Origin of the sequence: Ligilactobacillus sp. WC1T17 (assembly GCA_900110005.1) — a bacterium.
GTDB lineage: Bacteria > Bacillota > Bacilli > Lactobacillales > Lactobacillaceae > Ligilactobacillus > Ligilactobacillus ruminis_A.
In genome coordinates, this window is record FOCC01000009.1 from 25,298 (window position 1) to 44,290 (window position 18,993).

Consider the following 18,993-nt stretch of genomic DNA (forward strand, 5'->3'; position numbering starts at 1 on the left):
ATTAATTTACGTGAACTGCAAATGATGGCATGAAGTATTGAATGCTACCATAAGATACGGAATAACCTGGTTCAGGTGCGGCAATGTAAGAACCATTACCAACGTAAATTGCTACGTGGTAAGTAGAACCATGAGAGCCCCAGAAGAGCAAGTCGCCTGGTTGAGCTTGGCTGACTGAGATTTGGGTGCCAGCGTATTCTTGTTGTGTGGTTACACGACCAATACTCTTGCCGAAGTGGCTGTAAACATATTGAGTGAAACCAGAGCAGTCAAAACCAGTCGAAGGTGATGTTCCACCCCAAAGATATGGTGTTCCCAAGAATTGAGCCGCATAAGAAACAATGGCGCTGCCACTCACAGAACTTGAAGTTGTGGTTGCGAATTGGCGATTGGTTGTAGCTGCTTGCGTCTGCGTTGTTGTAGAACGTGTGCTCGTTGAAGCTGTACTTGTAGTATTGGTATTAGAGCTTGTGTTAGCTGAACTGCTTTGGTTGTTAGAACTCGTAGTAGTGTTGGCACTAGTTTGGCTGGTTGTAGTTGCAGCAGCTGACGGTGTCTTTGTTGGATCATTAATAGTCAACTTTTCGCCAACTTGCAAAGTAGCCCCCAAATTGTTAGCTTGACGCAAGGAAGAAACCGTTACGCCATAGTCTTGAGCGATGGTCCAAAGTGATTCGCCTGCAACCACTGTGTGGGTAGTGTGGTTAGCTGAAACAGTCACTTGTACACTAGCTGTTTTAGCAGTTGTTTGGCTTTGGCTAGTTGAACTAGCTTGTGCTTGTGTCGTATTTGAACTGCTTTGGCTGGCAGTATTTGTGTTCGTATTAGCACTAGCTTGGGTTTGCGTTGCAGCAGTTGAACTAGCTGTGCTCCCTTGGCTGGTAGCTGTTGTATTGGCAACGGCCGTAGTAGCTGTCTTCTTTGTTCCGTCAACTTTAAGCGTTTGCCCCACAGTAATCAAAGAAGCGTTGGCTGACATGTTATTCAAAGAACGAATCTTAGCGACGGTTGTGCCGTAATCTTGGGCAATGCTCCACAAAGAATCACCAGAAGCTACCGTAACGGTGTTAACGTTAGCTGTAGTTGTTGTGGTTGTAGCAGATGTGCTGGCAGCCTTGCTAGGAATTTGTAATTTTTGGCCGGTTACAATTAAGTGTGTGTTTTGGTTAATGTTATTTAAAGTTTCAATGGATTTGATTGAAACACCATACTTTTGAGATAAATCCCAAACAGTATCATTTTTAGCAACTGTATGTGTGGTGTCGGCATTTGCATTAGCAGCTGAAGCTAAGAAGAGGCCAGCTGCACCAGCGGTACCGATCAAGATATTTTTAGCTGTATGATTCACTGAACGTCAACTCCCAATCGTTTTTTTTCTATATCTTAAGTCTTAAATAATGTCTGAAATAAAAGCAAAAACTAAATTTAGATAGACTACTATCTATAATGTCTCATAATTATATTATAAACTTTTTGTATTGCAATCAGACGTTATAAATGTTACATAAAGCGTTTATTTGTAATATTTCGGTTTAAAATAGCTATATACCAAGCATACCGCGGAAATGTGAAACTTTTATGAATTTCTTAAAAAACTAAAAAAAGCGTAAAAATAGCCTTTTTTGCTTAAATATGAAATAAGTTTTTTGCAGCAATATTACAAAATCGTTACATAAAGTTTAAGACGTAAAATGTGGTATAATGAAAATCCTTGGCAGGGGCAATAAAGCTCAAAAAGGGATTGGCAAAACCAATCCCTTTTTTTATTCCAATGATTTGAGTGGCACCCGAGCTAAAGCTTGTAGAATGGCAAGTAAAATCAGCGTTTGAATCGGCCAGCTGATAACTTCTTTAGGTAAGCGTTGCAATAGTAGAGCAAACCAGGCGCCCATAGTCTTCGTTTGTAGATACATTATAAAAATCCACAAAGTGTTAAAGAAGACATTTGAAATTAAAATCTGCACAAAAGTATAGCAAAGCATCCTTTGCCAGCTAATGGGCTGTTGGTGCAAGAAAATACCTGCAATCACCCCTGCAATAAAGGCTGAAAAGGTAAATCCAAAAAAGAAGGTCGACCCGCTTGAAAAGATGGTGTTACTGATTAAATCATTAATCACCATGGCGCATCCGCCGACCCAAGGACCGAGAAAATAACCAATTAGCGCCGTGCCGATGAAACCCAAGCCGATTTTATAAAGGCTGTCGGATCCCACTGATATTTTGCCTAAGCAGACTTCAATGGCAATCAGCATTGCAGCTAAAGTAACGGTCCTAGTGGAAAGTTTAGGACTTCTCCAAGTAAGTTTTGTCATAAAAACATCTCCCTAAAATGAATTATTTTGGGGGAGACAAGCACCAAAAATTAGATAATTGTTAATTATGGTGAATGCGAAAGAATGACGCAGGTCATGACAAAAACCCTTCTGCTGATGTTCACATTCCGTTCCATCAGCCCTTAACGCCAGACTTTCTACCCCTACACCGAATAATATAACACATTAAACACTTATATGCTAGCTTTTGACGAACATTTTTACCTTAGTGACGTTCTAATGTAAAGTTAGCAGCTGCAAAAAATTTAGCTAAAGCAAAAAAGAACACCGGAATGGTCACCATCATTAACAGCCCCGTGGCAATGTCAGCTGGGAAAGCTGACATTGCTGTGACCATAGCTTTGGAAAGCGGAAGTCCGGCATCAATTAAGCCTTCCAGCAAATAGCGCAAATAACCGGTAGCGATTTTGGTTAAGCCAGCCCCCAAACCAAGTACAAAGATAGCGGACGGATGGTTGGCTAAAAAGCGCTGCAGAAGTTTTTCCAATAAGGCCACTACTAAAGATAAGATAAAGACCTCTAAGATGGTTAGGTAGGCATGATTAGCGTATCCGTTTAGCAGGTCAAAGACAAAAAGGCCCACAGCGCCAGCTAAAAGGCCGTATTTAAATCCTAAAAAGACCACGCCTAAACTGACAAAGGTAAAGCCTAAATCAACGAAAGGATGTCCAATCGGTGATGGAATATGAAATTGGAACATAGCAAAAAGATAGTCGATTGCTGCAAAAAAAGCGGCGGTGACGACAGTATGCAAGTGAGTGCGTGACATAATAATCCCCCTAAAAAAGCTATAATTAGCTTCAGTATAATCAGCTAAATTTTTAAATGCAAATAAAAAGCAGGTATCAAACCTGCTTTATTTTTGCTTAGTAGCTAATGTTTCTTTTAAAAGGGCACTGCCATAGATCAAAGCTTCGATGGTAGTGATAAAAAAGCTGACGGGCCAGTCGGAAAGCCAACTCAACCATAGTCCCAGCCAAATGCCGACTAATGCAAATAAGATATTTAACAAAATCATTTTTTTCAGACTATGAGTGAAATATTTCGCTGCGGAAGCTGGAATTGTCAAAAGGACAAAAATCAGCAGTGAACCGACGATTTGGGCGGTAATGCTGATGGTTAAGGCTAGCAACAGTAAAAAGATAATGGAAATAAGCCGGTTAAACCGCTGGTTATACTCAGCTCCCTGGGCATCAAAGGAGTTGTAAGCTAACCGCTTGAACAAGAGCAAGATAACAGCTAATAAGAAGATGCTCAGCCCTACCAATACCTGGACATTTTGGCGGTCGATGCCAATAATGCTCCCAAATAAAATGCTGGTGGCATAACTGGTTTGTTTATCTGAGAGGGATAAAAATAAGATTCCCAGCCCTAGAAATAAACCTGAAAAAACACTGATGGAAGCTTCTCTTCGGCCGATTTTTTCGCCTGAAAAGCCGATAAAAAGGGCAGATAAGCAAGTAAATACCAGCATACCGGTTAAAGGCGAAATGCCGGCAAAAACGCCAAAAGAGGCTCCGGAAAAGCCGATTTCAGATAGGGTATGGGTGAAAAAAGACGTTTGTCTGGCGACCACAAAAACACCCATTACACCACAGATTAAAGCAATGAAAATACCTGAAATAAAGGCATAGCGCATAAAATCATATTGAAACATTATTTATCCCCCTTGTAGATGAGTGTGCCTTGTTGATTTTTTAAATTCAGTTCATAATCGGCATATTGCTCAATTAATTCGGGATCATGCGTAATAAATAAAATGGTTAAATCATGTTCATGCATTACTTTACGCAACATTTTCAGCAAATCGTGCTTGCTGGTGCGGTCAAGACTGGCCGTAGCTTCATCTAAAATCAACAATTTTGGATCAGCACAGAGGGCTTGTGCTAGGTAAGCCCGCTGCTTTTCTCCGCCGGAAGCATGCCCTAGGGGCTGGTTTTTGATTTTTAACAAGTTAGTTTCCTTTAAAACATCATCAAGTTTTGTTTGACTGGCGGCGCTGCGTTTAAAGAAACCGGGGTGCTTTAAGCCGAAAGCGGCAAAATCTTGGATGCATAAAGGATATTCATCGTCGACATTGCGCAATTGGGGCACATATTGGACTTCTTTGCGCGACACCATAAATTGGGTGTGCTTGGTGTATTTTTGGTCTAAATCCTGCAAGAGGTGTTTAATCAAGGTGGTTTTGCCCACACCGTTGTCACCGGTGATACAGGTTAGTTTATGGGCGGGAATTTCAAAAGAAAGCTTTGAAAAAAGCGTTCGTCCCGGAATTTTAAGGGTTAAATTTTGGACTTTGATAATTGCTTCCATGACTGACCTTTCCACGATTATTCGTATTTATTGGTTAAGTTTCGCAACTTGCTGGTACTGGGATGACATCCAGCTAAAGTAAGTTTGTTTATGTGGCATTGTTTCTGTAACTTTCACAATTGGAATATTATTTTTGCGGCATAAAGCAACAATGTTTTTCACAATTGGACTTTCACTTTGAATATTATAAACGAAAAAGGCGATTTTTTTAGTTTTGATTTGCTTTCGCAAGTTTTTGATGTCGGAATAAGAAGGATCATTTTCTTCTTCGACAGCCTTGGCGAAGTGTTTGTTGCTGATGGTATAGCCCATTTTATCTAAGGAGTAATTAAAGACAGGTTCGGAGATGGCAACTACTTTACTACCTTTGGCCTGCTTAATTTGTTTTAAAGTCTGATTTAATTTTTGGATTTTTTGCTTATACTTGGCTGCATTTTTTTGAAATTCGGTTTTTTTAGATGGCATTTTTTTTGCATAAACAGCCGCTAGCTTATCGGCTAATTTAGCCATGGCTTGCGGATTGTACCACAAATGTTCATTTTGACCGTCTTTGACGCCCATGAGTTTGGCTACGCTGATGCTTTGCTTTTGCTGCAGTTTGTTGACCCAGCTGTCGTAACCGGCGCCGTTAGCGATAACTAAATCAGCTGTGGCGACTTGTTTGGCTGTTTTGGTGGTTGCTTCAAAAGAATGCGGATCGACACTAGGATTATTGATAATTGATGTAACGGTACCGTTATCGCCTAAAACGGCTTTGGCTGTCTCACCATAAAAATCTAAGGTAGAGACAACATTTATTTTAGAATTTGTTTTTTGCTTACCTGTTTTTGAACATCCGGCCAGTAAGACTAGGCTCAAGGCAAGGATGAGCGGTGTTAATATTTTGAAAAATTTTTTAAACATAAAAATCCTTTCGTGAAAATAATTTATAAGATTACTTTTACGATACTAATGGTCTAAAAAAGAGCTGTCAAGGGCTAAAAGCTTGATATATCAAGGATATTACGCTTTGCTAAATTAGCTACCCCTTGTAGTAACAGTAATTATTCTGCAATCATTACGATTTACAAAAAATTAAAAAAAACCTCCGTATGGGGAAATACGGAGGAAAAAAGGAGTATGTGTTTAATGATAAACAGGGGAGAGTTTACCATTAACCCAGCTTTCCGACGTGTCTGAAAGGGGAGTATCAGACACGGGTGTAGTTTTTATAGTTGTTGTTTCTTACTTCAAGCTGTAGTTCTATTGTACCTAAATATCATTAAAAAAGCACAGAAAAATAGTTAAGAATTATTTAAGAAAGACCATTCCATTCATTTTTGAATTCTTCCAAAAAGGCCAGCATGAATTTTTGCCGCTTTTTTGCCAGTTCTTTAGCGGCTTGGGTGTTAAGCATATCGGCTATTTTGAGCAACTTTTCGTAGAAATGATTAATAATTGTCTCGTCTTCAAGTTGACGGTAAGCTTCTTTAGTCAGGTTAGTTCGTGGTTTGATTTTTGGATCATAAATGGTTTCGCGGTGAGCACCGCCGTAATAAATTGCTCTGACGCAGCCGATAGCACCGATAGCATCCAGCCAGTCGGCGTCTTGGACTAATTGGCCTTCTAAGCTGAGTTTTTGCCGGCCGTTTAAATTGCGGGTAAACGACATCTGGGTAATAATCGCTAGAATAGCTTGTATTTGTGCTTCGGTTAAGCCGATTTGCTTCAAAAAAGCTTTCAGCTGACTTTGCGCTTGTTTAGGGTCGGTGAGTTTTTCATCGATAGTATCATGCAGCCAGCAGGCGGCTAAGACAATAAAAGTATCGGCCTGTGGCTCTTCTTTTAAGAGTAATTTTGCATTTTGGGCGACCCGGGTCAGGTGGTCTAGGCCGTGGCCAGTTTTATCGTTTTTCAACTTAGCGGTTGCATAAGCAATAATTTGGGGTAGTTTATCCATATTGACAGCCTCGTTTCTGTAAAAAAAAACTCCACAATTCCAAGGAATGTGGAGAAAAAGGAATATTAACAAAATGGTTTAGGGACACCATTTTGCCTCTCACTTACTTTTTAGGGGGGGTAAGTGAAATATGTTTGTTGTTATTAGGTATAGTGTAATGATAACCGGTATTTGTGAAAAAATCAAGAGGTAAATAAGAATTTTTAGTTATAAGTAAATCTTTATTTGTTTTTTTTAACATATTGGTCTAAAAAATCAACAAACGTTTGCATTATATAAGGAGTGAAAGCTGTTTTGGCGCATTCTGCCGGTTGTGAGAGCAAGAAGGCTTGATAAGTTCCGCCTTGGTGATCCATCCAGGCGGTAAATTGGTCTATAGGTTTGGCGGCATGCTGCAGTAGATAAAAAGGCGGAAGGTTTTTCAGCCGTAGGTTTTCGGCCAGTTCTTCTTGCCAGGTTAAATTATAAATCAGGCAGGCTTTAGCGTGCAGTGGTGCAAAATGAACATCTTCATCGGAAAAATTTTGATCATTACCGCTTAAAACGGCGCTAGCGCAAGCTTGGGCTGTATCGTTTAAGCCGAAAAAAGCATAACGGTAAGGGTCGATGTGATATTGAAAAGCGTGATTTAATAAGAACCGCACGCCGCTTTTTAAATCTTTGGCATCTAAGGCATTTGAACTGCCAAATGTCTTTAAAATTGCCACAACGTAGCCGTTTTTGACGACCTCTAAGAAGGGTACGACGAGCTCATCTGGCTTGGTAGTGACACAAAAAAGCAAGGGAAAATGTTTTTGAGATATTTTTTTGACGGGTGGGACGATAATGGTTGCCATCAGCTGGCGTCCCTGCTTGAAACCGACACAAACATCAGTATAAAGTTTGGGATAGATAGGATCGTCCGGTTCATTGAGGTAGGTAATAGGTGAATTTGACAAAAGATCACGCCCTTTCTTCATTAAGTTTAGCATAGCGGAAATTTAGCTTTTTGGCTAGAAAATTAACCGAAAAAAAGCGCAAATGTTAACTTGTTTTTCGCAGTAAAATAACTTACTATTGTAGTTAGCGTGTGAAACAGCTTTGATATTATGTTTCACAAAAACGATGCTGATTTAAAGAGGAGAAATTATGACGCCAGAAGAATTTCGTCAACTTTTAGCCAGTCAAGGTGTTGATTTAACCGATGCGCAAATGGAACAATTTGCAAAATATTATGACTTGCTGGTTCAAACCAATGAACATGTTAATTTAACCGCCATCACTGCGCAAAAAGACGTTTATTTGAAACATTTTTATGATTCAATCGTTCCGGCTTTGTGCGTGCCTGATTTGCAAAGTGCGCCTTTAAGCATTTGTGATGTAGGGGCTGGCGCAGGTTTTCCTTCGATTCCTTTAAAGATTGCTTTTCCCAACTTGAAGGTGACGATTGTTGATTCTTTAAATAAGCGGATTAATTTCCTAAACGAACTGGCTGAGCAGCTTAACTTGCAGGATGTAACCTTTAAACACAGCCGCGCTGAAGCATTTGCCGGTAAAAAGAGCGCTTTTCGGGAAAGCTTTGACGTCGTAACAGCACGGGCCGTAGCTCGCCTGTCAGTCTTAAGCGAATATTGTCTGCCTTTAACCAAGGTGGGTGGGCGCTTTATTGCTTTGAAGGCACAAAAATCAGCGCAAGAATTAATTGATGCCGGTTATGCCATTGAGCTTTTAGGTGGCAAATTGGTTGCTGATCAAACATTGACTTTGCCGCAGACTGATGAAATCAGACATGTTTTAACAATTGAAAAAGTTAAACCAACGCCGGCTAAATATCCGCGTAAGGCAGGAACACCGGCTAAGCAGCCGTTAGAAAAATAAATAAGGAAGTGTGTGCTGATGGCATTTTCATTTTTTAAGGGTAGCCGTAAACAGGTAGAAAAAACACCAGCTGCCTTAGATGAGGCGCAAGAAAAGGTTGAAGAAATTGCTTTGGACAAAATTGTGCCCAATCAAAATCAACCCCGCAAAATTTTTACACAGGAAGCTATTAATGAATTGGCAGCCACGATTACGGAACATGGCCTGCTGCAGCCAATTGTGGTCAGACCTTATGGTAATGACCAGTATGAAATTATTGCTGGTGAAAGACGTTTTCGGGCGGTTAGCCAGCTTAAGTGGGAAAAGGTGCCGGCAATTGTCAAAAAAATGTCTGACCAGCAATCTGCTTCTTTGGCGGTGATTGAAAATCTGCAAAGAGAAGGGCTGACACCGATTGAAGAAGCACAAGCCTACAAAGATTTGATGGAATTCAACCAATTGACTCAAAAGGAATTAGCGCAAGAAATCGGCAAGAGCCAGTCGTTTGTGGCTAACAAACTGCGCCTTTTGAAACTGTCGCAGCCGGTCAAACAAGCTTTATTGAATAAAAATATTACTGAGCGTCATGGACGTGCAATGAGCGGTTTAGAAGCAGGACAGCAGGTTTATGTTTTAAATGAAATTGCTGAAAAAAAATTATCCGTTAAAGAAGCCGAAGCCTTAGTAAAAAAACTCAAACAGGGTCCTAAAAAAGCAGCGAAAAGACAAATTAAAGGGGTCGTTAAGGACTTCAGAATTGCTGCTAATACAGTCAAAGATGCCCTTAAATTGATTGAAAAAACCGGACTTGAAGTCACTTTGAAAGAAGAACAGACTAAGGACGGTTATCGAATGATTGTTGAATTTCAAAGTAAAAAATAAGGGGGAGCTTAAATGGGAGTTATGATAGCAGTGGCCAACCAAAAAGGCGGCGTCGGCAAGACCACGACCAGTATTAATTTGGCAGCTTGTTTAGCCGATGCGCAAAAAAAAGTGCTGCTGATTGATTTAGATGCCCAGGGCAATGCTACCAGCGGCTTAGGCATTGGACGCGAGCAATTTAAGCAAAGCATTTATGATGTGTTAGTGGATGATACGCCCATTGAAGAGGTTTTGCTCCATACGGATCGGCCAACTCTCGATGTCGTACCGGCTAACCTGAAATTGGCCAGTGCTGAACTGGAGTTAACGAGCGTGATGGCACGTGAAAGAAGGCTGGCCGATGCGTGCTTGCTGGTAAAAGACCAGTATGATTTTATTTTGATTGATTGCCCGCCATCATTAGGATTGTTGACGGTCAATGCTTTTACGAGTGCGGATGCAATCTTGATTCCGGTTCAATGTGAATATTATGCTTTAGAAGGATTAACACAGCTGATGCAGACTGTTTCCAAGGTGAAAAAGCATCTTAATCCGGCTTTGGAAATTGAAGGAGTTTTGCTGACGATGTTTGACAAAAGAACCAATATTAGCCGCGATGTGGTGGCTGAAGTCAGACAATATTTCAAAGATAAGGTCTATCAGACGATGATTCCGCGCAATGTCAGCTTAGCTGAAGCTCCGAGCTTTGGACAAGCAGTTGTGGATTATGATGATAAATCAAAAGGCGCTCAGATGTATCAAGCGCTAGCAAAGGAGGTTTTAGCGGCTCATGCCTAAGAAAAAACATGGATTAGGACGGGGACTGGATGCGTTGTTTTCTGACTTTGAAGAAACACTGGCGGATGAAAAGGTCGTGGAACTGTCTTTAGATGATATCCGCTCAAATCCTTACCAGCCGCGTAAAATTTTTGACGAGACCAGTCTCAAAGAATTGGCCTTGTCCATTGCCAATCAAGGCGTATTTCAGCCGATTATTGTGCGGCAATCAAAAATAGCCGGATATGAGATTATTGCCGGTGAAAGACGGTTTAGAGCGTCAAAGATGGCGCACAAGCAGACGATTCCAGCGATTGTCAGAGAGATGTCGGAAGAAGAAATGATGGAAATTGCCGTTTTGGAAAATCTGCAGCGGCAAGATTTAACCCCTTTAGAAGAAGCTCAGGCATATAATATGCTGATGGAAAATCTCAATTTGACCCAAGCGCAGGTTTCCGAAAAATTAGGCAAGTCACGGCCTTATATCGGTAACTATTTACGCCTTTTGTCTTTGCCTAAAGATGTTAAAGAAATGCTTCAGGCCGGCGAACTATCGATGGGACAGGCACGCACGCTGCTGTCGCTAAAGGATAAGGCGAAAATTTCCAATCTGGCTAAAAAAACCGTCCAGGAAAATTTAACGGTGCGGCAGTTAGAAGAATTGATCAGCGATTTGAAAGACAAAAAAACCAAGCCAATCAAAGAAAAACCGCTTGTATCACCTTACTTAAAGAAGAGTGAGGAATATTTGCAGGAAAAATTCGGTACGAAGGTAGCAATTAAAAATAGCGCTAAAACAGGCAAGGGCAAAATTGAAATTGACTATTTATCAACTGAAGATTTAAACCGTATTTTAGATATTCTCGATATTAGTTTAGATTAAGGAGCAGCATATGTATAATTTGCATGATATTGTGGAAATGAAAAAGCCACATCCTTGTGGCGCCAACCGGTGGGAGATTATCCGCATGGGGATGGATATTAAAATCCAATGCACCAGCTGTCAGCGGATTATTATGCTCCCACGGCGGGAATTTGAAAAGAAACTCAAAAAAGTTTTAGAAACAGCTAATAAAGATTAATAAAGAAAGAGTGAAGACTAATGGCATTAACAGCAGGTATTGTCGGCTTACCAAATGTCGGCAAATCAACATTATTTAACGCAATCACAAAGGCAGGTGCCGAAATGGCCAACTATCCGTTCGCAACTATCGACCCTAACGTGGGTATGGTTGAAGTGCCGGACGCACGTTTAGCACGGATTGATGAAATTATGCCGGCTAAAAAAATTGTGCACACAACTTTTGAATTTACCGATATTGCCGGTATTGTTAAAGGTGCCAGCAAGGGTGAAGGTCTTGGCAATAAGTTCTTGGAAAATATCCGCCAGGTTGATGCAATTGTGCACGTTGTCCGGGCTTTTGATGATGACAATATTACCCACGTTTCCAATAAGGTGGACCCTTTGGATGATATTGATACGATTAACATGGAACTGGTTTTAGCTGATCTTGATTCCATTAATAAGCGCTACGTTAAAGTGGAAAAAGTGGCCCGCACGCAAAAAGACAAGGATTCCATTGCTGAATTTAACGTTCTGGCAAAAATTAAGCCCGTCTTAGAAGAAGGCAAGCCTGTGCGCAGTTTGGAATTTGACAGCGATGAGCAAAAGATTGTCAAAGGATTGTTCCTGCTCACTTCCAAGCCTGTATTATACGTGGCTAACATCGGTGAAGATGATATGGCTGACCCGGATGCTTGCGAATATTACCAACAAATTAAGACTTTTGCTGAAAATGAAGGTTCGCAAGCTTTAGCTGTTTGTGCCCGCACGGAAGAAGAAATTGCCGAATTAGACGACGATGAAAAACAAGAATTTTTGGAAGCTGAAGGGGTTGAAGAATCAGGCCTTGACCGCTTAATCAAAGCATCTTATAAGCTCTTAGGCTTGGCTACCTTCTTTACAGCCGGCGGCAAAGAAACCAGAGCTTGGACTTTTAAACAAGGTATGAAGGCTCCTCAAGTTGCCGGAATCATCCACTCTGACTTTGAACGCGGCTTTATCCGTGCTGAAACAGTTTCTTTTGCTGATTTGGATAAATATGGCAGCATGCAGGCCGTTCGCGAAGCTGGTCGTTTGCGTCTTGAAGGTAAGGAATACGAAGTTCAAGATGGGGATATCATTGAATTTAGATTTAATGTATAATAAATAAATAGAGCGCTTTCCTAAATGAAAGCTCCTGCTGGTTAACTCAGTAAAAAATGATGGAGGAAAATTTCAGTGGCAGAAGAATTGAAAAATGCAAAGGCTCATGAAAAACAAGCTGAAGCTCGTGCTAAAAAGGCAGTCGAAGAAGTTGAAGTTACCGTTAGGGGAGGCCATTTTGACGGCTTAACCAAACGTAATGAAGACTACCTTTTCCGATTAGGCAAGGCCTTGGATGAAAAAGATTATGACCAGGAAAAGAAAAACCAGGTCTTAGATGAAATGTATCGTGAATTAAAAGAAAAACAACGTCAAGGGATTGTGGCAACTAAATTATACGGCACGGTTACGGAACGCTGTGACATGATTGTGAACGGCAAAAAAGATGATGCAGCCAAATCCGCAACTGAAATTCCTAGTTTTTGGACTTTAGCTCTTGATAACGGCTTGATTATGCTGATTATGTTTTGTATTTTGTACGCTTTGATGGGTGCTTTCTCAAAATCACAAGCAAGTGTTAACGGCGGTTGGCTGACCTTAATTGCAACTTCAGTGATTGCCGGCTGCGGTTTAGCCTTCTTCTACCGGATGATGGCTAAAAATAGTCAAAATGATGATAAAAAGAAGCGGACGCGGCGCAGTATTGCCATTACGCTTGAATTGATTGCTATTTGGATGATTGCTTTTGGATTAATTGCTTTTATTCCTGCTAGCATCAACCGGACAATGAGTCCGATTGCTTATGCAGCTATTGGGGTCGTTGCCTTTGCGGTACGGTACTATTTGAAAGGAAAGCTCAATTTCAAACGGGTTACTTTTTAATTAAGTTAAACATTAAACATCAGCTTTTGGGCTGGTGTTTTTTTGCGCTTTTTTTACTAGAAAAAGCGCTTATTTTTGGTGAGAAAATCCGGATTAAACGGGCATTTGTACCAATAAATAATTAAAAGCTGATTTAAAATATTGAAATTATCATAAAAAACAAGAAAAATGATAAAAGTTCAAAAACGCACAAGCCTTTGTAACGTGGTTCTTTGATTGATTATTAGTAAAAAAAGTAAAAAAACTTCGTAAAATAGTGTTGACAATACTTGCATAAATCTTATAATAGAAAATGTAAATGGTTTCAAAAAGGTTTTGGAGGAAAAAACAATGGCTACAAAAGAAGATATTTCAATGACAGGCTTTGCAATTGTTGCATATGCCGGTGATGCGCGAACAGCCTTAATTCAAGCAATGGATAAGGCCAGTGAAGGACACATTTCAGAAGCTCGCAGATTAGTTGAAGAAGCAGAAGAATCAATTAATATGGCGCATAATGAACAAACTAAGCTGCTTAGTGCTGAAGCTAGCGGCGATGATATGGATGTTACCTTTATCATGTGCCACGGTCAAGATACTTTGATGACAACGATGCTGCTCAAAGATGAAATGAAGACCATCATTGATTTGTATGAACGAGTTAATGAACTCGAAGGCAAAAGCGTTGACTAAAAAATAAATAACAAAAAATAAAAAATATGCTCTTATTATTCTAAAGAAAGAAGGAAATGAATTATGCATTCATTAGAAGCTCGAATCGAAAAAATGAAGCCAGCTTTTGAAAAGATTGCTGCTAATCCATATGTTTCAGCAATTCGTGATGGTTTCATCGCTGCAATGCCGATTATTTTATTCTCAAGTATTTTTACCTTGATTGCGTACGTGCCAAACGCTTGGGGTTTTTATTGGCCGAAAGCTGTTGAAAACGCTTTAATGCTCCCTTATAACTACTCCATGGGTCTGTTAGCCTTATTTGTAACAGCTACAACGGCTAAGAATTTGACCGACTACAAGAATTTAAGCCTGCCTAAGACTAACCGGATTAATCCGATTTCTGTTATTATGGCCGCTGAAGTTTCCTTTATTGTGGTTGCTATCAAGACTGGTACAGCCGGTGTAGATTTGTCATACATGGGTACTAAAGGTTTAGTTGCTGCTTATGTTGTAGGTTTGATTGTGCCAAACATCTACTACTGGTGTGTTAAGAACAATGTTACCATCAACATGCCTGATGAAGTTCCACAAAATATCTCACAAACATTCAAAGATATTTTCCCAATGGCATTTTCAGTTACTTTCTTTTGGTTAATTGAATTGCTTTTGCAAGGTTTATTCAAGGCTAACTTGTCTGAATGCATTATCAACTTGTTGTCACCACTCTTCAGTGCAAGTGACAGCTACCTTGGTTTGTCTATTATCGCTGGTGCGATGGCCTTCTTCTGGTTTGTTGGTGTGCAAGGTCCTTCCATTGTGGCTCCAGCGGTTGCTGCAATTGAATCATCCAATGTTGATGCTAACCAATCTTTGATTCATGCCGGCAAGCATGCTTACCACGTTTTGGCTATCAACACGCAAGATTATGTTATGAACATGGGTGGTACTGGTTCAACTCTTGTTTTGGCCTTCATCTTCTTGTTCTTGGCAAAATCAAAGCAAAATAAGGCTGTCGGTCGTGCTTCATTTATCCCAGTTACCTTCTCTGTTAACGAACCAATCTTGTTTGGGGCACCAATCATTATGAACCCAGTGTTCTTTGTCCCATTTGTTTTGACACCAATCGTTAACATCTGCATGTTCAAGTTTTTCGTTACAACTTTAGGTATGAACAGTATGGTTGCTACCATGCCTTGGACTGTTCCAGCTCCAATTGGTATTATTGTTGCAACAGGTTTTGCCCCACTCTCATTCCTCTATGTTGGTTTGGCTTTAGTTTTAGACGTTTTGATTTGGCTTCCGTTCTTCCGTGCTTACGATGATTCAATCTTAGCTGAAGAAAAGGAAAAAGAAGCAAAAGAAGCAAAAACAGTACAAGAAACAACTGATGATAAAACACAAGTTGTCATGGCAACAACAGATGAAGCTGCAAATGACAGCGATGATGCTACTATCACTAAGACGACTAATGTAATGGTTATTTGTGCCGGCGGTGGTACCAGCGGTATCTTAGCCAAGGCTTTGAATAAGGTAGCTAAGGAACGCAACTTGCCGCTCAGTGCTGTTGCCCGGGCTTATGGTCAACATACAGACATTATTGACGATATGGATTTGGTTATTTTAGCACCGCAAATGGATAGTATGCGTGGCAACTTGCAAACAATTTGTGATCAAAACAACATCAAACTTTTAACCACGACAGGTAAGCAATATATTGAACTCACCCGAAACGCTGATAAGGCCATTAAGTTTGTTGCTGAAAATACACACTAAACTTAGGTCTAACGAGGTGAAGAGATATGTATAAGCTACCAGAAGATTTTTACTTTGGCGGAGCTACGGCTGCTTATCAATGCGAAGGAGCTACGACCGAAGACGGTAAAGGTGAAGTGATTTGGGATAAATATCTGCGGGAAAAAGGTGAATTAAATCCTGATCCAGCAAGTGATTTTTATCATAAGTATCCGCAAGATTTGGAACTTTGTCATGAATTCGGCATTAACGCCATCCGGGTTTCCATTTCTTGGGCCCGCATTTTCCCTGAAGGCTATGGTAAAGTGGAAAAACGTGGGGTTGAATACTACCATAAATTGTTCCAGAAGTGTCATGAAGAAGGGGTTGAACCTTTTGTTACCCTGCACCACTTCGATACACCGCAAGTTATGCAGGATGAAGGCGGCTGGTTATCACAAGCGATGTTAGATCACTTTGTTGATTATGCTAAATTCTGTTTTGATGAATTCGGTTCAGAAGTTAAATATTGGATTACGATTAACGAACCAACATCAATGTCATCTCAACAATACATTGGCGGAACCTTCCCTCCTGGCATTAAATATGACTTTAATAAATGTTTCCAAGCTGAATATAATATGAACTTGGTTCATGCCCGCATTGTTGAATTATTCAAACAAGGCGGCTATCAAGGCCAAATCGGGGTTGTTCATGCTTTGCAAACAGTCTATCCAATGACTGACAGTCAGGCTGACAAGCACGCTGCTGATTTGCAGGATGCCTTAGATAATACCTTCTATCTTGATGGTACTGTACGTGGGAAGTATACGCCTGAAGTTTTGAGCTTGGTGCAAGAAATCATTGAAGCTAACGGGCAAAAGATGATTGAAGTCAAGCCTGAAGATGAAGCCTTGCTGGCTAAAGCTGCCAAGGATATGGATTTTGTCGGGGTTAACTACTACTTCAGCAAATTCATGCGCGGGTATCAAGGCAAATCCGAAATTATCCACAATGGTACAGGTGAAAAAGGTTCATCAGTCAGCCGCATGCAGGGGGTCGGCGAACAGGTTAACCGCACGGATATTCCAGCTACTGATTGGGATTGGCCTATTTATCCAAAAGGCTTATATGATCAATTAACCCGTTTGAAAGACCGTTTCGGCTGGGATAAGGATGTTTATATCACTGAAAATGGTATGGGCTGCAAGGATAAGTTTTTAGCTGACAAGAAGACAGTTGAAGATGATGAACGCATTGATTATATTAAAAAGCACCTATTGGCAATGGCTAAGGCTATGGCAGACGGTGTAAAGGTCAAAGGTTACTTTGTTTGGTCTTTGCAGGATATGTTCTCTTGGACTAACGGTTATACCAAACGTTATGGTCTCTTTTATGTCGATTTTGAAACGCAAGAGCGTTATCCAAAGAAGAGTGCCTATTGGTATAAAAAGATTAGTGAAACAAAAGAAATTGGCGAACTTGAGACAGTTCAATAATTAATAAAGGGGCTGTTAAGCCTCTTTATTTTTGCCTAAAATGAGGAAATTTTAAATAAGGGTGGATGAAAATGTTAGGTAAAAAAGGTTTATTGCTGGGAATCTTAGCCTTGGGCCTCGGGACGCTGGGTTTTGGAAAAACAGCTTGGGCTGATGCACAAACGGCAAATCAAGATTTATCGCAGACAGTAAGAGTGGATAAAGTGGATAATTTGTCCAGTGACTTTGTGATGGGAGCCGATGTTTCGACGATGCTGGCAGAAGAACAAAGCGGCGTCAAGTATTATGATCTTGATGGCAGTCAAAAAGACTTATTAGCGATTTTAAAAGCTCATGGCATAAATACGATTCGGGTTAGAATTTGGAATAACCCTTATGACGCAGCCGGTCACGGCTACGGAGCCGGCAATTGCACCATCAAAACAGCCTTAGAAATTGGAAAAAGAGCGACACAATTGGGGTTGAAAGTGCAGCCGGACTTTCATTATTCTGATTTTTGGGCTGATCCTGGCCGGCAAGTAGCACCTAAAGCTTGGCAAAATCACACTTTAGCCCAAAAAGTTGATGATGTATATGCTTTTACTAAAGATTGTTTAACCCAACTCAAAGAAGCTGGTGTGAATGTTTCAATTGTACAAATTGGCAATGAAACCAACAATGCATTGGCCGGCGTTAATGGCGATGACCGCTTCTCATTGTTAAATGCCGGCTGCAAGGCGGCTAGAGAAGTTGATCCTAAAGCTTTAGTTGCGGTACACTTCACTGATCCGGCCACAAGAGCTTTAGAATTTGCCCAAAAGCTGAAAGAATATCGAGTTGACTATGATGTTTACGCCACCAGCTATTATCCTTGCTGGCATGGCAGCATGACCAAGTTGACAGAGGTTTTAAAAACCATCGCCAATGATTATGACAAGCAGGTGATGGTAACGGAAACGGCTTATCTTTTTACCTTAGATGAAGGCGATGATGATGCCGGGCATGCTAATTCAGTCTCTAAACTAAGCGACCTTTTGGCGGATGGAGCCTATTATCCTGCTACGGTACAGGGGCAAACGCATGCTATTCGTGACGTCATAAGTGCAGTTAGTCAAGTTGGTGCTAAAGGCTTGGGGGTCAGCTACTGGGAACCGGCTTGGATTCCGGTGTCTAATCAAGGACGGACAGCCAACAATGCTTTATGGGAAAAGTACGGTTCTGGCTGGGCCAGCTCCAGTGTCATTGGATATGATCCTAATGTGACCGCTGCAAATTACGGCGGGTCGCAATGGGAAAATGAAGCACTCTTTGATTATCAAGGACATGCTTTAGCTTCAATTAATGTCTTTAAAGATGTTTATACCGGTAAGAATACTGATTTAGCTGAGCCAATGCTGCCAAAGCCGGAAGTAAAAAAAGATATTGACAGCCTGCTGACTGATCCAAGTTTTGAACAAGAAGACAAGGCATCTAGCTGGGTGTTGGATAATGATGCTATCAGCTTGCAAGACGATGCCAATAATGCTAAAACCGGCAGCCATATTGCTTCGTTTGGGGCCGGCAGTGACTTTAAGACTGGTCTTTCACAGACGGTAACGCTTCTTCCTGGTAAATATCAGCTGACGATGCAGGCTCAAGGTGGTACTATGACAAATGGCAGCAGTTTGACTTTGTATGCCGTTGTGGATGGACAAGAAATTTCAAGCCAGCTTCCTAGTTTGACTGTTTGGAAAGACTGGAAAGAAGGAAAGCTGCAGTTTACCGTGACTAAGGAAGCACCGGTTAAAATCGGGGTCAAAATTATTGGTAATAGCGGTATGTGGGGCAAATTAGACGATTTTTGCCTGCAAAAGACGAATGAACTGAATCCTAAGGAAGTTAAAGCCATCAAAAAAGCCCAACGTCAAAGCGTAAAAAAAGCGCGAAAAGAGGCCAAGGCGAAACAAAAAGCGCAAAGAAAGGCTGAAAAGCAAGCCCAAAAACAGGCTAAGGCAAAGCGTAAGGCCCAAAAACAAGCCGAAAATAAAAACCAGTTATAAAGAA

Annotated in this window: 19 protein-coding genes and 1 riboswitch; of the genes, 11 read left to right on the forward strand and 8 right to left on the reverse strand. The window is 40.8% G+C overall.

Annotated features, from left to right (window positions below; translation table 11 throughout):
* Nucleotide 1: 1 nt before the first annotated feature.
* The 8 genes from BMX26_RS06690 to BMX26_RS06725 all read right to left on the reverse strand — a co-directional run bounded on the left by BMX26_RS06690 (nt 2) and on the right by BMX26_RS06725 (nt 7,523).
* Nucleotides 2–1,348: a C40 family peptidase gene (locus BMX26_RS06690; protein ID WP_075530669.1), complete on the reverse strand. Its 1,347-nt coding sequence runs from the start codon at nt 1,346–1,348 to the stop codon at nt 2–4.
* A gap of 415 nt (nt 1,349–1,763) precedes the next feature.
* A complete protein-coding gene (locus BMX26_RS06695; protein WP_075530670.1) occupies nt 1,764–2,312 on the reverse strand; it encodes a folate family ECF transporter S component in 549 nt (182 codons plus the stop codon).
* A 66-nt stretch (nt 2,313–2,378) separates the two neighbouring features.
* Nucleotides 2,379–2,481: riboswitch (THF riboswitch) on the reverse strand.
* A 57-nt stretch (nt 2,482–2,538) separates the two neighbouring features.
* Nucleotides 2,539–3,102 (reverse strand): ECF transporter S component, encoded by a 564-nt coding sequence (locus BMX26_RS06700; protein WP_075530671.1) that lies wholly within the window; start codon nt 3,100–3,102, stop codon nt 2,539–2,541.
* An 87-nt stretch (nt 3,103–3,189) separates the two neighbouring features.
* On the reverse strand, nt 3,190–3,990 hold the full coding sequence (locus BMX26_RS06705) for a metal ABC transporter permease (protein ID WP_075530672.1): 801 nt from the start codon (nt 3,988–3,990) through the stop codon (nt 3,190–3,192).
* Entirely contained in the window at nt 3,990–4,646 is a 657-nt protein-coding gene (locus BMX26_RS06710) for a metal ABC transporter ATP-binding protein (RefSeq protein WP_075530673.1), read from the reverse strand. The genes BMX26_RS06705 and BMX26_RS06710 overlap by 1 nt, the downstream gene beginning before the upstream one ends.
* Before the next feature lie 27 nt (nt 4,647–4,673).
* Nucleotides 4,674–5,549, reverse strand: coding sequence for a metal ABC transporter solute-binding protein, Zn/Mn family (locus BMX26_RS06715; RefSeq protein ID WP_075530674.1), 876 nt, complete (start codon nt 5,547–5,549; stop codon nt 4,674–4,676).
* Between the two features lie 391 nt (nt 5,550–5,940).
* The gene (locus tag BMX26_RS06720) at nt 5,941–6,585 is read right to left on the reverse strand and encodes an HD domain-containing protein (RefSeq protein ID WP_075530675.1); all 645 of its coding nucleotides are present in this window, start codon (nt 6,583–6,585) and stop codon (nt 5,941–5,943) included.
* 221 nt (nt 6,586–6,806) lie between these two features.
* The gene (locus BMX26_RS06725; protein WP_075530676.1) at nt 6,807–7,523 is read right to left on the reverse strand and encodes a hypothetical protein; all 717 of its coding nucleotides are present in this window, start codon (nt 7,521–7,523) and stop codon (nt 6,807–6,809) included.
* Nucleotides 7,524–7,713: 190 nt separating this feature from the next.
* Between BMX26_RS06725 and rsmG the strand changes: the two genes are divergently transcribed.
* The 11 genes from rsmG to BMX26_RS06780 all read left to right on the forward strand — a co-directional run bounded on the left by rsmG (nt 7,714) and on the right by BMX26_RS06780 (nt 18,989).
* On the forward strand, nt 7,714–8,442 hold the full coding sequence (rsmG, locus tag BMX26_RS06730; RefSeq protein ID WP_075530677.1) for a 16S rRNA (guanine(527)-N(7))-methyltransferase RsmG: 729 nt from the start codon (nt 7,714–7,716) through the stop codon (nt 8,440–8,442).
* An 18-nt stretch (nt 8,443–8,460) separates the two neighbouring features.
* Nucleotides 8,461–9,303 (forward strand): nucleoid occlusion protein, encoded by an 843-nt coding sequence (gene noc / locus BMX26_RS06735; RefSeq protein ID WP_075530730.1) that lies wholly within the window; start codon nt 8,461–8,463, stop codon nt 9,301–9,303.
* A 12-nt stretch (nt 9,304–9,315) separates the two neighbouring features.
* Complete coding sequence (locus tag BMX26_RS06740; RefSeq protein ID WP_075530678.1) at nt 9,316–10,080, forward strand: ParA family protein; 765 nt, start codon at nt 9,316–9,318, stop codon at nt 10,078–10,080.
* Nucleotides 10,073–10,942, forward strand: a complete 870-nt coding sequence (locus tag BMX26_RS06745) for a ParB/RepB/Spo0J family partition protein (RefSeq protein ID WP_075530679.1) — start codon at nt 10,073–10,075, stop codon at nt 10,940–10,942. Before BMX26_RS06740 ends, BMX26_RS06745 begins: the two co-directional genes overlap by 8 nt.
* A gap of 10 nt (nt 10,943–10,952) precedes the next feature.
* On the forward strand, nt 10,953–11,141 hold the full coding sequence (locus BMX26_RS06750; RefSeq protein ID WP_075530680.1) for a DUF951 domain-containing protein: 189 nt from the start codon (nt 10,953–10,955) through the stop codon (nt 11,139–11,141).
* Between the two features lie 20 nt (nt 11,142–11,161).
* A complete protein-coding gene (gene ychF, locus BMX26_RS06755) occupies nt 11,162–12,265 on the forward strand; it encodes a redox-regulated ATPase YchF (RefSeq protein ID WP_075530681.1) in 1,104 nt (367 codons plus the stop codon).
* Nucleotides 12,266–12,340: 75 nt separating this feature from the next.
* Nucleotides 12,341–13,087, forward strand: coding sequence for a DUF1129 domain-containing protein (locus BMX26_RS06760; protein WP_075530682.1), 747 nt, complete (start codon nt 12,341–12,343; stop codon nt 13,085–13,087).
* Nucleotides 13,088–13,417: 330 nt separating this feature from the next.
* Nucleotides 13,418–13,759: a PTS lactose/cellobiose transporter subunit IIA gene (locus tag BMX26_RS06765; RefSeq protein WP_075530683.1), complete on the forward strand. Its 342-nt coding sequence runs from the start codon at nt 13,418–13,420 to the stop codon at nt 13,757–13,759.
* Between the two features lie 63 nt (nt 13,760–13,822).
* Nucleotides 13,823–15,514, forward strand: a complete 1,692-nt coding sequence (locus tag BMX26_RS06770) for a lactose-specific PTS transporter subunit EIIC (RefSeq protein WP_075530684.1) — start codon at nt 13,823–13,825, stop codon at nt 15,512–15,514.
* A 26-nt stretch (nt 15,515–15,540) separates the two neighbouring features.
* Entirely contained in the window at nt 15,541–16,971 is a 1,431-nt protein-coding gene (gene lacG / locus BMX26_RS06775) for a 6-phospho-beta-galactosidase (RefSeq protein ID WP_075530685.1), read from the forward strand.
* A gap of 71 nt (nt 16,972–17,042) precedes the next feature.
* Entirely contained in the window at nt 17,043–18,989 is a 1,947-nt protein-coding gene (locus tag BMX26_RS06780; RefSeq protein ID WP_075530686.1) for a glycoside hydrolase family 53 protein, read from the forward strand.
* Nucleotides 18,990–18,993: the final 4 nt, after the last annotated feature.